Here is a 14561-nt window from a genome sequence, read left to right on the forward strand (position 1 = left end):
AGCGAGTGCCGCTTGATCTACAGCTCAGGCTGAGGTCCAAAGGGTGGCGACGGCGTACACCCGCTCCGCTCGGCTCTCGCCGAACTCTGGAAATTCAATCATGAACAATACAAGGGTGGCGACGCGCCAGCGTCGGCCGGTGAGCGCACGCGAACCCCACCGCTGCGTAGTTCTACGGACCCCAAGGCGTAGCCGTACGAATGGTCGTCCCGGCCTGCAATTCCTACAGTTCTCCCACCAACCCAAAGGAGAACCCATGCGCCCCATCGCTTCAGCCTTCATCGCTGCCCTGGCCCTCGCCGGCTCCGTGGCCCACGCCCAATCCGTCCGCAGCGAACGCAACATCTCGCTGGCGCTGGCCGGCCAGGTCGCGGCGGAGGCGGTGAACGCCTGCGCCGCCAACGGCTACGCGGTCGCCGCCACCGTGGTGGACCGCGCCGGCACCGTGCGCGCCGTGATGCGCGCCGACAATGCCGGCCCGCACACGCTCGCCTCCAGCGAGCGCAAGGCCTGGACCTCGGCCTCGGCGAAGAACAGCACGCAGGCCATGATGGAAGGCGCGCAGAAGAACCCCGCCGGCGCGAACCTGGTCTACCTGCCGGGCTTCCTCTTGCTGGGAGGGGGCGTGCCGATCAAGGTGGGCAACGAAACCATCGGCGCCGTGGGTGTCGGCGGCGCGCCGGGCGGCCAGCTCGACGAGCAATGCGCGGTCGCGGCGATCGACAAGGTGAAGGGGCAGCTGCAATGAAATCGCTGCGCGTCCTGGTGCTGGCCCTCGGCTTCGCGGCGACGGCCGCCGCGCAGGCGCAGGTCGGCCCCACGAGCGCCGAGGCCGCCGGCTACCAAGGCGTGCACGCGGCGGCGCAAGCCGGAGACGCGGTCCGCATCGCCGCGCTGGCGGCCAGGGGCGAGGACCTGAACGCCCGCGACGCGCACGGCCGCACGCCGCTGCACGTCGCGACCTTCGCCCGGCAGCGCGCGGCCGTCCAGGCGCTGGCCAAGGCGGGCGCGAAGCTGGACCTGCTGGAGAACGACCGCTACGACGCCGTCACCATCGCCTCCGTCGCCAACGACGAGGAGACGCTGCGCCTGCTGCTGTCCCTGGGTGCCAGCGCCAGGCAGGTGACCAGCCGCTACGACGGCACGGCCTTGATCGCCGCGGCGCACCTGGGCCACGCCGGCGTCGTGCAGCAGCTGATCGCCGCCGGCGCGCCGCTGGACCACGTGAACAACCTGCACTGGACCGCGGTGATCGAGTCCATCGTGCTGGGCGACGGCGGACCGCGCCACCAGGCCACGTTGAAGGCGCTGGTGGATGCCGGCGCGAACCTGAAGCTCGCCGACCGGGAAGGCCGGACGCCGCTGCAGTTGGCGACAGCGCGCGGTCATGGGGAGATGGTGAAGATGCTGCAGGCCGCGAAGATGCGCTGAGTCAGTGGGGCCGGCCGGGGTACATCATCAAGGCTGGCTCGACCCGGGCAAGGGGTCGAACGCCGGCTATCCCAGCGTCACCCGCGCGAATTTGCGCTTGCCCACCTGCACGACATACGTGCCGGGCTCCAGCTTGAGGCCCTTGTCGCTGACCGCACCGGAATCCACCCGCACGCCGCCGCCATCGATCAGGCGGTTGGCCTCGCTGGTGGAGGGCGCGAGCCCCGCCTGCTTGAGCAACTGCGCGATGCCCAGGGGCGCGCCGGACAAGGTCACTTCCGGGATTTCGTCCGGCACCCCGCCCTTGCTGCGGTTGACGAAGTCCTGCTCCGCGGCGTCGGCGGCCGCCGGGTCGTGGAAGCGCGCCGTGATCTCCTTGGCCAGCATCACCTTGGCATCGCGCGGATTGCGTCCGCCGGCGACCTCGCGCTTGAGCGTTTCGATTTCGGCGGAACTCCGGAAGCTCAGCAGCGTGTACCAGCGCCACATGAGGGTGTCGGAGATCGACATCACCTTGGCGAACATGCTGTTCGGCTCCTCGGTCACGCCGATGTAATTGCCCTTGCTCTTGGACATCTTCTCGACGCCGTCCAGGCCTTCCAGCAACGGCATGGTCAGGATGCACTGCGGCTCCTGCCCGTATTCCTGCTGCAGGTGCCGGCCCATGAGCAGGTTGAACTTCTGGTCCGTGCCACCGAGCTCCAGGTCGGACTTCAGCGCGACCGAGTCGTAGCCCTGCATGAGCGGGTACAGGAACTCGTGGATGGAGATCGGCGTGCCGGCCTTGAAGCGCTCGTGGAAGTCGTTGCGCTCCATCATCCGCGCGACCGTGTACTTGGCGGCCAGTTGGATCATTCCCCGCGCCCCCAGCGGGTCGCTCCATTCGCTGTTGTAGCGCAGCTCGGTCCGGGAAGGATCCAGGATCTTGTCGGCCTGGGCGCGGTAGGTCTCGGCGTTCACCTTGATCTGCTCGGCGGTCAGCGGCGGCCGCGTGGTGTTGCGGCCGGACGGGTCGCCGATCATGGAAGTGAAGTCCCCGATCAGGAAGATCACCTGGTGCCCCAGGTCCTGGAGCTGCCGCATCTTGTTCAGCACCACCGTGTGCCCGATGTGGATGTCGGGGGCGGTGGGGTCCAGCCCCAGCTTGATGCGCAGCGGCACGCCGGTCGCTTCGGAGCGCGCCAGCTTCTGCTCCCAATCGTCCTTCGGGAGCAGTTCCTCGGCCCCTCGCAAGCTCACGGCCATGGCCTCCCCGACGCGGGGGGTGACCGGGTATTTTGTAACAAGCTCTTGATTCATAAGGGGTTTTACAGCGACTCGGGGCGTCTGGCTGGCTATACTGCGGCACCTTTCGTGGGCTGCCGATTCTAGTTGGGGCAGCCCGTCCACAGTTCCCGCCATAGGCGCGCGCCGCGCCAGTGTGCAGGACAACACCCGACCGGCCTGTAGGACAAGACTGCTGGCGGGCGACGAGGACAATCAGTGAAGCAAACTTGGTGGACTCTCGGGGAGCAGTGCGTGTCCCGCGTAGCCCGCGCGCTCGAACACCATCCCCGCCAGGTCACGGCGCTGGTCGCCGCCCTGTTGCTGACCGGGGGCGGTGGCGCATTGGCCGTGGCCTCCCTCGGACCGGACCCGGCCCTGCTGCCCGTGCGCGAGATCCTGGAGAACGTGCAGCCCCTGCCGCTGGCCGCGCAGAGCGAAGCGCTGGATGCGCACCGCTTCAACCTCTTTTTCGCCGAACAGGTCCGCTCGACCGACACGGCCGAAGCCCTGCTCGCCCGCCTGGGCGTCAACGATCCCGCCGCCGCGGCCTTCCTGCGCCAGGACACGCTCGCCCGCACGCAGGTGCTGGGGGCCGCCGGCCGCAACGTGACCGCCACGGTCAGCGACAACCGCAACCTGCAGGGCCTGCAGGTGCGCTGGGCCACCGACGACAAGCAGTTCCAGCGCCTCGTCGTGGAGCGCCAGGCCTCCGGCCAGTTCGCCAGCCGCGTCGAGACGGCGCCCCTGGTGGCATCGCTGCGCGTGGGCAGCGGCAGCGTCCGCACCTCCCTGTTCGCGGCCGTCGACGACGCCGGCATCCCCGACGCGGTGACCAACCAGCTGGTGGACGTGTTCTCCGGCGACATCGATTTCCACCGCCTGCGCGCCGGCGACCGCTTCTCGGTCGTCTACGAGACGCTGGAAGCCGACGGCGAACCGCTGCGCACCGGCCGCGTCGTGTCGGCGCAGTTCGAGAACGGCGGCCGCAGCCTGCAGGCCTTCTGGTTCCAGGAGCCCGGCCAGCGCGGCGGTTACTTCGACGCCCAGGGCCACAGCCTGGAGCGCGCCTTCCTCGCCTCGCCGATGGAGATCACGCGCATCACCAGCACCTTCAAGATGCGCCTGCACCCGGTGTTCAACACCTGGCGGGCGCACAACGGCGTGGACTACGGCGCGCCCACCGGCGCGCCCGTGCGCACCGTCGGCGACGGCGTGGTGGACTTCGCGGGCCAGATGAACGGCTACGGCAACGTGGTCAAGATCGAGCACGGCAACGCCAGCAGCACGCTGTACGCCCACCTCTCGCGCATCGACGTGCGCCAGGGCCAGCGCGTGCAGCGCGGCGACCGGGTCGGCGCGGTCGGTTCCACCGGCTGGGCGACCGGCCCGCACCTGCACTTCGAGTTCCGCGAAGGCGGCGCCCTGAAGGACCCGCTGGAAGTGGCCCGCCGCAATGCGCCGGCCCAGGAGCTGAGCGCGCAGACGCGTGCCCGCTTCACCCAGGTGGCCCAGGCCATGCAGTCGCAGCTGGCCGTGGCCGGCTCGACCAGCCTGGTCGCCAGCGCGCGCTGAACCGGCGGGGCGCTAGGATGCGCCCCATGCAGGATCTGTTCATCGGCCTGATGTCCGGCACGTCCATGGACGGCGTGGACGGCGTCATCGCCGATTTTTCCTCCGGCGTGCGCGTGCTGCAGCACGCCAGCGCCCCCTTCGACGACGCCCTGCGCTCCGAGCTGATGGCGCTCAACGCCTCCGGACCGGACGAGTTGCACCGCGGCTGGCTGGCCGGGAACGGCCTGATGCGCGTCTACGCGCGCGTGGTGGCGCAGCTGCTGGCGCAATCGGGGCTGCCGCCCAGCGCCATCTCGGCGATCGGCGCCCACGGCCAGACCGTGCGCCACCGGCCGCAGCAGTTCGACGGCACCGGATACACCATCCAGCTCGCGCAACCTGCCTTGCTGGCGGAGCTCACCGGCATCCGCGTGGTGGCGGACTTCCGCAGCCGCGACGTGGCCGCCGGCGGGCAAGGCGCGCCGCTTGCGCCCTTCTTCCACCAGGCCGTGTTCGCCCACCCCGGCCAGACCGTGGGCGTGCTGAACATCGGTGGCATCAGCAACATCACCCTGTTGCGCGCGGACGGCTCCATGCAGGGTTTCGACTGCGGCCCCGGCAACGCGCTGATGGACGCCTGGTGCGCGCAGCACACCGGCAAGCCCTACGACGAGGACGGTCGCTGGGCCGCGAGCGGACAGGTGCTGCCGCAGCTGCTCGCGGCGCTGCTGGCCGAGGCCTACTTCACGCAGGCGCCGCCCAAGAGCACGGGGCGCGACCTGTTCAACCGCCCCTGGCTGGATGCGCACCTCGCACGCTTTGCCCAAGCCGCACCGGCCGACGTGCAGGCCACGCTCACGGAGCTGACCGCGCGGGCCTGTGCGGACGACGTGCAGCGGCACGCGCCCGAACTCGAAAAGCTGATCGCCTGCGGCGGTGGTGCGCTGAACGGGCACCTGATGCGACGGCTGCGGGCGCTGCTGCCCCGGGCGCGGGTGGTCTCCAGCGAGGACGAAGGCCTGCCGCCCCTGCAGGTCGAAGCCGCCGCCTTCGCCTGGCTCGCCATGCAGTGCCTGCGCGGCGGGAAACTGGAGCTCCAAAGCACCACGGGCGCCCGAGGCGCCCGTGTGTTGGGTGGGATCTACCCGGCCTAGGCCGAGAAGCTCGATCCGCAACCGCAGGTGGTGGTGGCGTTCGGGTTCTTGATCACGAACTGCGCACCCTGCAGGTCTTCCTTGTAGTCGATCTCGGCGCCGACCAGGTACTGGTAGCTCATCGCGTCGATCAGCAGCGAGACACCGTTCTTGGTCATGACGGTGTCGTCGTCGTTCGCGATCTCGTCGAAGGTGAAGCCGTACTGGAAGCCGGAGCAGCCGCCCCCCTGCACGAAGACGCGCAGCTTGAGGTCGGGGTTGCCTTCCTCGGCGATCAGCTCGGCGACCTTGGCCGCGGCACTGTCCGTGAACAGCAGCGGCGCGGGCATGTCGGTGGAAACGTTCTCGGCAACAGCGCTCATGGACATTCTTTCCTCAGATTGGACACCATAGTACCGCGCCGCGGACAGGCCGCACGGCTCAGGCGCTCTTGGCCAGTTTCAGCAAGGGTTTTTCCTCCTCGCCCGGCGCCGCGGTCACCAGCGGCTTCAGTTGACCGGAGATGGTGGCGCCCTGGTGCATTTCCAGTGCCACGTAGGACACATCGCCTTCGATCCGGGCCTTGGGCTGCAACTCGAGCAGTTCGCGGGCGTGGACCGCGCCGCGCACGGTGCCGTTGATGATGACGTGGTCGGCGATCACGCCGCCCTCCACCACCGAGGCTTCGGAGATCACGAGCAGGCTGCCCGCCTCTTCGGAGCTCGCCTGGATGTCGCCATAGACCTCGCCATCGACCCGCAGGCCCTCGGTGAACTTCACGTTGCCTTCGATGCGCGTGCCTTGGGCGATCAGGCTCTTGATGGGCGGCTGGGCTTTCTTGCCAAACATGGGGGAACTCCTCAACGAACGGAACTACTGCAATTCTGACTACAACGATACATTGTGGACGGCCCGGCTCACCGTGCCCTCGACCACCCGCGCCGAGACGTTTTTCACGACTACCTGCGGCGGCAGGTCGACCATCCCTTCGAGGCGGCGGTATTGGCGGAATTGCAACGGTTGCCCCCCGACCGGGAAAGGCATGGCCCAGGGTTTGCCGTCCTGCGTACCCGAAAGGTTCAGTTCGAGCTTGCCACGGAATTCGGGTGCGTTCTTGACCGGCTGGATCACCAGCACCTGCCACTTCAGCTGGCTGCCGCCCATCACCTCGGCCTGCAGGCCGCGGATGGCCACGGCTTCGGTGCCGTTGACCGGCGTGAGCTTCTCGAAGAAGCCGAGGTCTTCGCGGAGCGACCGGTTCTCGGCCTCCAGGGTGCGGATCTGCGCGGACAGGCGTTCCTGGGCGGCTCGCTCCACGGTGATGGCGCTTCCCGACGTATTCAGGATCGACTGGACGCGGTCGCGCTCGCTGCGCAGGTGCCCGACCTCGTCGCGCAGCTGCGCCAGCTCATCCTTGGCGGACTGGTCGACGCCGGCGATCTCCTTGCCCTTCTCGAAGGCCCACAGGCTGATCGCGCCGCAGAAGCCGAGCACCACGGCGGCGGCGGCCCATTGCACCGGCCAGGGCATGGCGCTGCGCACCTTCATCCTCGGCGCGCTGATCGTCAGTCTCCGCCTGAGCAGTTTGAAACGCATGGATGAGGATGCTGCCCAAAGGGCCATCCCCGGGCAAGTCCAATCTTGTGCAGCTTTGTGTCGGATCAGACGCCGCGAGGCGCGGAGGCAACCTCAACAACTCGGCCATTACCCCGGCCGACCTTTTCCTGCCGCTCGGGGATGCCGAGTGCCGCGAGATGTCGCCGACGCAACACCGGCTGCGGAAAATTCTTCACTTCATCGTAACGGTGTACCGCTAAGTGCAATTACATAAAACCGCTTTGTAGGAGGGCTTCCTGCTCCTGCGTCGGACAAAGCCTGAAGTGGCGCGGCATTCGGAGTGACAACGCCAGAGACCCCGCCAAGAAAATCACGCACGCGCCCCGTGAATGGCTCTGCGATTGCGAACAGCTGCGCGGCAGCTCGGCTGTAGAGTCTTTTTGCCGCTGTGCTCAGCGGCAGCGCACAGCCGGGTCGGCGCCATACCCCGTTCAAGCATCGCAATGAAAAGCACGTTCACCCTTGGGTTTCTTTTTTCCGCTGCGCTGATGGGCTGCGGCGGCGGCGGAGATGCTTCCGGCAGTGCGACCGCGACCGTCGACTCCGGTTCCCTCGGATCCCTCCTCAGCGGCAAGCCGTCCAAGGCGCCTGCCCCGCCGCCGACCTCCCAGGCTCCCAAGCCTGCGCCTGCGCCTGCTCCCGCCCCTGCTCCGGCGCCTGCGCCCGCGCCGGCGCCTGCGCCGGCCCCAGCGCCCGCTCCGGCGCCCGCACCCGCTCCTGCGCCCGTGCCCGCAGCGCCGACCGACATCACCCTGGGCATCTGGCCTTCGACGCTGCTCCAGACCGGCTTCGACACCAGCGCCTACTGGCTGCAGGACGGCGTGTGGGGTGCCGGGTCCCTCACCCGCGGCACCTATACGGGGCTGGCGGGCTCGCAGTTCCAGCAGAGCATGGGCGTGAGCAAGACCATGGGGCCCAACGGCGAAGTCGCAGGCCGCATCACCTGGGGGTGGCCCACGGGGACCACCGAGGTCAAGAGCTACATGGCGTTTCTTTCGGGCAACAAGCCCGGCTACGCGAACTCCTGGATCGTGCCCGCGGGCTACGAGGTCTTGCTCCTCGATGGCACCATCAGCCAGACCTATCCGAGCGGCAAGACGCCCGGGACGATCTTCCCGCTGCAACTGCCGATCGCGTCCCTCAAGTCGTCGGCCTCCTACCAGCACAACGCGGCGCCTACGGGTCGCGGGCACCTGAGCTACGACATCTGGCTGCAGAACACGCCGGAGCAGATACACGGCTTCAATGCGGCCGGCGAGATCACGCACGAGATCATGATCCCGCTGGACTACTGGGGCGGCTACGGCGCCTATCCGACGCGCAACCCGAGCTGGTACAGCCACGACGCGACCATCGACGGCCGCCTCTGGCACGTCTACTACGCGCCCAACTTCAACGGCCTGTGGAAGTTCATCGTGTTCGAACCCGATCAGCCCGGCATCCAGCCCGGCAGCCTGGACCTCGCCAAGTTCATCAACTACGTCGCCACGCAGAAGGACGCGACCGGCGCCACCTGGGCCACCGGCAACGAGTACTGCGTGAGCGTGGAGCTGGGCGTGGAGCCCGTGGACGGCACGGGCGACCTCACGATGTTCAACTACCGCGTCTGGAAATAGGAACTCCCCACACCATCGGCAGAAAAAGAAACGCCCCAGTCAACGACTGGGGCGGATCGTGGGCCCATCGGGCCAGGTGGATGCCGGAGCGGTTTAGCGCTTGCTGAACTGCTTGCGGCGGCGGGCGGAGTGCAGGCCCACCTTCTTGCGCTCGACCTCGCGGGCGTCGCGGGTCACGAAGCCGGCTGCGGACAGCTGGGGCTTGAGGCTCGCGTCGTAGTCGATCAGGGCGCGCGTGATGCCGTGGCGCACGGCGCCGGCCTGGCCGGACTCACCGCCACCGTGCACGTTGCACTGGATGTCGAAGGCCTCGTTGTTGCCGGTCAGCACCAGGGGCTGGCGGGCGATCATGATCGAGGTCTGGCGGCCGAAGAACTCGGCGATGTCCTTGCCATTGACCGTGATCTTGCCGGCGCCCTTCTTCAGAAACACGCGGGCGACGCTCGACTTGCGGCGGCCGGTGCCGTTGTTCCATTCACCGATCATGCGCGGATCTCCAGGGGCTTGGGTTGCTGCGCGGTATGCGGATGCTCGGCGCCGCCGTAAACCTTCAGCTTCTTGATCATGGCGTAGCCGAGCGGGCCCTTGGGCAGCATGCCCTTGACGGCCTTCTCCAGCGCGCGGCCGGGGTGCTTGGCCTGCATTTCCTTGAAGGTCTGCTGGCGGATGCCACCCGGGTAGCCGGTGTGGCGGTAATAGATCTTGTCGGTCTCCTTCGCGCCGGTGACCCGGAGCTTGGAGGCGTTGATGACGACGATGAAGTCGCCGGTGTCGACGTGAGGCGTGTAAATGGCCTTGTGCTTGCCGCGCAGTCGGAGGGCAGCTTCGCTGGCTACCCGGCCGAGCACCTTGTCGGTGGCGTCAATCACAAACCACTCGTGCTTCACGTCAGCGGGCTTGGCGCTGACAGTGCTGGTCATAAAGACTCTCGAGTAAGGTTTGGCGGGTCCTTTTCCTCGGTCGGTGTCCCTCTGGCGGGGACCTCTTAGGAGGCAGGCAAAGCTTCCGTCGCGGGACCCAAATGCGCTACGGAACCCGGCATTATAGCGGCAAGCCGGCGGTGGGGTCCGCCGGTGCGCCGCACCCCCTGCGAACCGTGGCTTGGGTGTAGGGTGACGGTGCGGCAGCGGAGCGCCGAACCCACCGACCCGGCTACCATCCACCCCCCATGTTCAGCTACCGCCACGGCTTCCACGCCGGCAACCACGCCGACGTCCTCAAACACATGGTGCTGGTCGCCGTGCTGAAGCACCTGCAGGCCAAGCCTACGGCCATCACGGTGGTGGACACCCATGCCGGCGCCGGCCTGTACCGCCTGGACAGCGACTTCGCCGGCACCTCCGGCGAAGCGCAGGACGGGATCGTCAAGCTGCTGGCGAGCCCGCTGGCCAGCGAGCCGCCGCCGCTCGTGGCCGACTACCTGGAGATGCTCGCGGGCTTCAACTCCTCGGGCCGCCACAAGGTCTACCCCGGTTCTCCCTTCGTGACCGGCGCCCTGCTGAGGCAGGAGCCCCGCGACCGGCTGTGGCTGTTCGAACTGCATCCGACGGACACCAAGGCGCTCGAGGGACACGTCGACCAGTTGGAACGCAAACGCCAGGTGGTGGTCAAGCGCGAGGACGGTTTCGAAGGGCTGCGGGCGCTGCTGCCGCCGCCGTCGCGCCGCGGCCTGGTGCTGATCGACCCCAGCTACGAGATCAAGAGCGACTACGGCAAGGTGGCGCACTGCGTGCAGGAGTCGCTGAAGAAGTTCGCCACCGGCACCTTCATGGTCTGGTATCCGGTCATTCCGCGGCCGGAGGCCCACGAACTGCCGCGGCGCCTGAAGACCGTCACCAACCAGGCCGGCAGGCCCTGGCTGCACGCCGTGCTCAACATCGGCCAGGCGCCGCAGGAGCCGGGCGAGCAGGCCCAGCGGCCCGGGCTGACCGCCAGCGGCGTGTTCCTGGTCAACCCGCCGCACACGCTCAAGGCCTCGCTCCAGGAGGCGCTGCCAGCCCTGCTGGAAGTGCTCGGGCGCGGACGCGGCCAGATGCAGCTGGTCGAATCGTCCTGAGCCGCGCTCACCTGCGCGCCATCACGAGCGCCCAGTAGTTGTCGTATTCGGTGCCGGTGCGTTCCGCGCAGGCGAGGCCCACGTCGCGGTAGTCCGGCTCCATCAGGTTCTCGCAGTGCGAGGGGCTTTCCAGCCACGCTTCCACGGTGTGTTCGAGCGTGTCCGTGCCGCCGGCGATGTTCTCGCCCACGTGCCGCCAGGGATAGTTCTGCGCCCGCACGCGCTCCCGGACCGAGTCGCCCCCGGGGTCGCGGTGTTCCAGGTAGTCCTTGCGGGCCATGTCGCGCGCGTGCAGGTCGGCCGCCCAGTACAGCTGCTGGTTCCACTGCAGGGGCGGTGCCGCCGACATGGCGCGGTCGCCGCACCGGCGGGCCGACGCGCGCGCGGCGTTGACCGCGCGCAGGGCCTCGATGCGCTGCAGTTCGCAACGGCCGGGCGCCGCGCCGGCACCGAGTGCCGCGGTGTCGGGGCGCGCCAGTGGCGCCTGGCCGCAACCGGCGGCAAGCGCGATCAACGCGGCAACTGCCCCACGAACGAACGTCGATGGCAGGACGGTGTGCATGAGGCAGAGGTTGCCCCGGCTGGCGGCCGCGCCTTGTCCGCCGCGAGCGATTCCCCATGCCAGAACGAGGCTGATTTGGGGCGGACAGGCGTGACGCCGTACCGCCCAGCAGGCCGCGGTGGCGCAAGCTGTCACAAAGCTGCCGCCTGGCTACAGCTGCGCCCCGCCGCGGCTCGGACAATGCGCCCATGGAGATCGTCGAATCACCGCCGGCGCTGGAAGACGCACTGGGCGGGCAATGGAGCTTGCGCCCGCTGGCGGCGAGCAGCTTCTGCGAGACCTGGGAAGCACGGCAAGGCCATCTGCGCCTGTTCGTGAAGAGCGCGCCGCGCACCGGCGCGGGACAGCTGCGCGCGGAAGCGGACGGCCTGCGCGCGCTCGCGGCCACGGGCTGCATACGGGTGCCCGCCGTGCATGCGCTCGCCGACCTTGCGGGCGGAGGCGCCGCGCTGGCGCTGGAGTGGCTGGACTTCCGCACCCCCGATGCCGGCTTTGGTGCGCGCTTCGGCGAGGCGCTGGCCGCCCTGCACGCGCACCCCTGTCCGCTGGAGCCGGCGGGCTTCGGCTGGCGCGGCGACAACTGCATAGGCGCCACGCCCCAGCGCAACACGCCGCTGCAGCCCGCGAGCTGGGGCGGCTGGCTGGCCTTCTGGGCGCGCTCGCGCCTGTGCCCCATGCGCGACCGCTTGCCGGCGTCGGCCACCGCGCTGCGCGACGCGGTCGACGCGGTGATCGCGCGCATGCCGGAGTTCTTCGCCGACGGCTGGCAGCCGCGGCCCGCCCTCATCCACGGCGACCTGTGGCAAGGCAACTGGGACATGCTCGCCGACGGCACGCCGGTGATCTTCGATCCGGCGGTGTCCTGCTCCGACCCGGAAGCCGAGATCGCGATGATGCACTTGTTCGGCAGCCCGCCCGCGGGCTTCCGCGCCGCCTACGAAGCAGCCGGCGGCCACTGGCCGACGCCCCAGCGCATGAAGCTGTACCAGCTCTACCACCTCCTGAACCACGTGGTGCTGTTCGGGGGCGGCTATGGGGCCCAGGCGCTGCAGGTGGCGCGCTCTCTCGTCTGAGGGTTCGCGCTTTCGTGCATGATGCTGCGCATGCAAGGAGTCAGCATGGAGCATCCCGATCCCGAAACCCCGGCCGCAACGGCCGAACCCCGCAACGCGTTCCTGGAAGAGAAGGCGTTCAAGTCCCGCACGGTGCTGCTGTTCGGGGCCATTTCCGACCAGTCCGCGAGCGACGTCGCCCGCCGCCTGATCGCGCTGGACGCCGATTCGATCGCGCCCATCGACATGATCGTGAGCTCACCGGGCGGCCACCTCGAGTCGGGTGACGCCATCCACGACATGATCCGCTTCATCGCCGCGCCGGTGAACATGATCGGCACGGGCTGGGTGGGCAGCGCGGCGACGCACCTGTACCTGTCGGTGCCCAAGGAGCGGCGTTTCTGCACGGCCAACACCCGGTTCCTGATCCACCAGCCGTCCGGCGGCGCGGGCGGCCCGGCGAGCGACATCGCCATCCATGCGCAGGAAATCATCAAGGCCCGCGAGCGCATCGCCGCCACGATCGCCCGCGAGACGGGGCGGCCGCTGGATGGGGTGCTGGAGGACATCGAGCGCGACCGCTGGCTGTCGGCCGAGGAAGCGATCGAGTACGGCCTGGTCGGCCGGATCATCAAGAACAAGAGCGAGTTGAAGCGCTGAGGTCGGCGGACGGCCCCACCGATCTCAGCCCGCCAGCTCCCGCCCCAGCGCCAGCGTCGCCTGGGCCTGGTTCATCGTGTAGAAGTGGATCCCGGGCGCCCCGCCCTGAACGAGGCGCCGGCACAGGTCCGCCACGACCTCGTGGCCGAAGGCCTTGATGGACTTCGCGTCGTCGCCGTAGCTTTGCAGGCGCAGGCGGATCCAGCGCGGGATCTCGGCGCCGCAGCCGTCGGAGAAGCGCAGCAGCTGGCTCGAATTGGTGATGGGCATGATGCCGGGCACCACCGGCACGCCCACGCCCTGCTTGCGTGCCTCGTCGACGAAGCGGAAGTACGAGTCCGCATTGAAGAAGTACTGCGTGATCGCGGAATCGGCGCCGGCCTTGACCTTGCGCACGAAGGCGTCCAGGTCCGACTGCGGCGTCTTCGCCTGCGGGTGCACTTCCGGGTAGCACGCGACCTCGATGCGGAACGCATCGCCCGTTTCGGCCCGGATGAATTCGACCAGCTCGCTGGCGTACTGGAACTCGCCGCCCAGGCCGTAGCCGCTGGGCAGGTCGCCGCGCAAGGCCACGAGCCGGTTGACGCCCATCGCCTTGAGCTGGGCGAGCTGGTCGCGCACGCGCGAGCGTGTCGCGCCTATGCAGGAGAAGTGGCAGGCGGCTTCCACGCCTTCGTCGAGGATCTCGGCGACGGTGGTGAATGTGCCGGCGTGGGTCGACCCGCCGGCGCCGTAGGTCACCGAGCAGAACTCGGGCTTGAGCGCGTAGAGCTGGGCCCGCGCGGCACGCAGCTTTTCGCTGCCTTCCGCCGTCTTGGGCGGGAAGAATTCCAGGCTGATGGGAAGCATCAATGGCTCCGGGTCTGGGCGTGGAGGAAGAATTCGCGGTTGCCGTCGCCGCCCGCAATCGGGCTGTCGTACCAGCCGGTCACGGCCAGTCCGAGTGTGGCGCAGCAATCGCGCAGCCGCTGCTCCACCTGGCGGTGGAGCGCGGGATCGCGCACGAGGCCGCCCTTGCCGATGTCGCCGGGCTGCAGCTCGAACTGCGGCTTGGCCAGCATCAGCAGGTGGCCCGCCGGTTTCAGCAGCGGCGCCAGGGCGGGCAGCACCAGCGTGAGCGAGATGAAGGACAGGTCGCCGGTCACGAGGTCGAAGGGAGCGGCCACCTGCTCGCCGCGCAGCTCGCGCGCGTTGAGCTTCTCGATCGCGACCACGCGCGGGTCGCGCCGCAGCTTCCCGTGCAGCTGCCCATGCCCCACGTCGACGCCCGTCACGCGCGCGGCGGCGTGCTGCAGCAGGCAGTCGGTGAAGCCGCCGGTGGACTGGCCCACGTCGAGGCAGTTCCAGCCCGCGGCATCGAGGCCGGCCGCGCGCAGGGCGCCTTCCAGCTTGAGCCCGCCGCGCGAGACGTAGCGCGATTCGGCCGCGTCCAGCAATTCGAGCTGCACGGCCGCGGGGAGCTCGTCACCGTTCTTGGCGACGCGCTTCCAGGACCGGCCATCGAACCACTGCACGCCCGCCGCGATCAGGCGCTGCGCCTGCGAGCGGGAGGCGGCGAGGCCGCGTTCGACGAGGAGCTGGTCGGCACGCATCCGTCTTGCTCCCTCCCCCGCCGGG

The 14561-nt window shown here is 69.1% G+C and carries 17 protein-coding genes; 8 read left to right on the forward strand and 9 right to left on the reverse strand.

What is annotated here, in order from left to right:
* Positions 1–256: 256 nt before the first annotated feature.
* Entirely contained in the window at positions 257–748 is a 492-nt protein-coding gene (locus tag AC3EGR_RS12320) for a GlcG/HbpS family heme-binding protein (protein WP_488546772.1), read from the forward strand.
* Positions 745–1431 carry an ankyrin repeat domain-containing protein gene (locus AC3EGR_RS12325; protein WP_488546773.1) on the forward strand — a complete coding sequence of 229 codons (687 nt, stop codon included), beginning with the start codon at positions 745–747 and terminating at the stop codon, positions 1429–1431. The genes AC3EGR_RS12320 and AC3EGR_RS12325 overlap by 4 nt, the downstream gene beginning before the upstream one ends.
* Positions 1432–1497: 66 nt before the next feature.
* Here AC3EGR_RS12325 and tyrS read toward each other — a convergent pair whose 3' ends face one another.
* Positions 1498–2730: a tyrosine--tRNA ligase gene (tyrS, locus tag AC3EGR_RS12330; RefSeq protein WP_488546774.1), complete on the reverse strand. Its 1233-nt coding sequence runs from the start codon at positions 2728–2730 to the stop codon at positions 1498–1500.
* A 219-nt stretch (positions 2731–2949) separates the two neighbouring features.
* Here tyrS and AC3EGR_RS12335 point away from each other — a divergent pair, with 219 nt between their 5' ends.
* Together AC3EGR_RS12335 and AC3EGR_RS12340 are read left to right on the forward strand one after the other, a co-directional pair.
* The gene (locus AC3EGR_RS12335) at positions 2950–4269 is read left to right on the forward strand and encodes a peptidoglycan DD-metalloendopeptidase family protein (RefSeq protein WP_488546775.1); all 1320 of its coding nucleotides are present in this window, start codon (positions 2950–2952) and stop codon (positions 4267–4269) included.
* A 26-nt stretch (positions 4270–4295) separates the two neighbouring features.
* Positions 4296–5402, forward strand: coding sequence for an anhydro-N-acetylmuramic acid kinase (locus tag AC3EGR_RS12340; RefSeq protein WP_488546776.1), 1107 nt, complete (start codon positions 4296–4298; stop codon positions 5400–5402).
* Here the strand turns inward: AC3EGR_RS12340 and erpA are convergent.
* From erpA to AC3EGR_RS12355, 3 genes are read right to left on the reverse strand one after another with little or no spacing between them, the layout of a single operon-like run.
* Positions 5399–5764 (reverse strand): iron-sulfur cluster insertion protein ErpA, encoded by a 366-nt coding sequence (gene erpA / locus AC3EGR_RS12345; protein ID WP_488546777.1) that lies wholly within the window; start codon positions 5762–5764, stop codon positions 5399–5401. The two genes, AC3EGR_RS12340 and erpA, sit on opposite strands and share 4 nt — an antisense overlap.
* Before the next feature lie 58 nt (positions 5765–5822).
* Positions 5823–6230, reverse strand: coding sequence for a bactofilin family protein (locus AC3EGR_RS12350; protein ID WP_488546778.1), 408 nt, complete (start codon positions 6228–6230; stop codon positions 5823–5825).
* A gap of 39 nt (positions 6231–6269) precedes the next feature.
* Entirely contained in the window at positions 6270–6977 is a 708-nt protein-coding gene (locus tag AC3EGR_RS12355) for a DUF6776 family protein (RefSeq protein ID WP_488546779.1), read from the reverse strand.
* Between the two features lie 746 nt (positions 6978–7723).
* Between AC3EGR_RS12355 and AC3EGR_RS12360 the strand changes: the two genes are divergently transcribed.
* Positions 7724–8614, forward strand: coding sequence for a glycoside hydrolase family 12 protein (locus AC3EGR_RS12360; RefSeq protein WP_488546780.1), 891 nt, complete (start codon positions 7724–7726; stop codon positions 8612–8614).
* Positions 8615–8707: 93 nt separating this feature from the next.
* Here the strand turns inward: AC3EGR_RS12360 and rpsI are convergent, their stop codons facing one another.
* Both rpsI and rplM read right to left on the reverse strand, forming a co-directional pair.
* A complete protein-coding gene (rpsI, locus tag AC3EGR_RS12365; RefSeq protein ID WP_488546781.1) occupies positions 8708–9100 on the reverse strand; it encodes a 30S ribosomal protein S9 in 393 nt (130 codons plus the stop codon).
* Complete coding sequence (gene rplM, locus AC3EGR_RS12370; protein WP_488546782.1) at positions 9097–9534, reverse strand: 50S ribosomal protein L13; 438 nt, start codon at positions 9532–9534, stop codon at positions 9097–9099. The genes rpsI and rplM overlap by 4 nt, the downstream gene beginning before the upstream one ends.
* Positions 9535–9782: 248 nt before the next feature.
* Between rplM and AC3EGR_RS12375 the strand changes: the two genes are divergently transcribed.
* Positions 9783–10670 carry a 23S rRNA (adenine(2030)-N(6))-methyltransferase RlmJ gene (locus AC3EGR_RS12375; protein WP_488546783.1) on the forward strand — a complete coding sequence of 296 codons (888 nt, stop codon included), beginning with the start codon at positions 9783–9785 and terminating at the stop codon, positions 10668–10670.
* A 7-nt stretch (positions 10671–10677) separates the two neighbouring features.
* On the opposite strand, the gene AC3EGR_RS12380 is transcribed toward AC3EGR_RS12375, so the two are convergent.
* The gene (locus AC3EGR_RS12380) at positions 10678–11184 is read right to left on the reverse strand and encodes a CAP domain-containing protein (RefSeq protein ID WP_488546784.1); all 507 of its coding nucleotides are present in this window, start codon (positions 11182–11184) and stop codon (positions 10678–10680) included.
* Between the two features lie 236 nt (positions 11185–11420).
* Between AC3EGR_RS12380 and AC3EGR_RS12385 the strand changes: the two genes are divergently transcribed.
* Complete coding sequence (locus tag AC3EGR_RS12385) at positions 11421–12305, forward strand: fructosamine kinase family protein (protein WP_488546785.1); 885 nt, start codon at positions 11421–11423, stop codon at positions 12303–12305.
* A 45-nt stretch (positions 12306–12350) separates the two neighbouring features.
* The gene (locus AC3EGR_RS12390; RefSeq protein ID WP_488546786.1) at positions 12351–12944 is read left to right on the forward strand and encodes an ATP-dependent Clp protease proteolytic subunit; all 594 of its coding nucleotides are present in this window, start codon (positions 12351–12353) and stop codon (positions 12942–12944) included.
* 24 nt (positions 12945–12968) lie between these two features.
* Here the strand turns inward: AC3EGR_RS12390 and metF are convergent, their stop codons facing one another.
* Together metF and AC3EGR_RS12400 are read right to left on the reverse strand one after the other, a co-directional pair.
* Positions 12969–13796 (reverse strand): methylenetetrahydrofolate reductase [NAD(P)H], encoded by an 828-nt coding sequence (gene metF / locus AC3EGR_RS12395; RefSeq protein WP_488546787.1) that lies wholly within the window; start codon positions 13794–13796, stop codon positions 12969–12971.
* Positions 13793–14536 carry a TlyA family RNA methyltransferase gene (locus AC3EGR_RS12400; protein WP_488546788.1) on the reverse strand — a complete coding sequence of 248 codons (744 nt, stop codon included), beginning with the start codon at positions 14534–14536 and terminating at the stop codon, positions 13793–13795. Before AC3EGR_RS12400 ends, metF begins: the two co-directional genes overlap by 4 nt.
* Positions 14537–14561: the final 25 nt, after the last annotated feature.

Source organism: Ramlibacter sp. G4-7 (assembly GCF_057784995.1).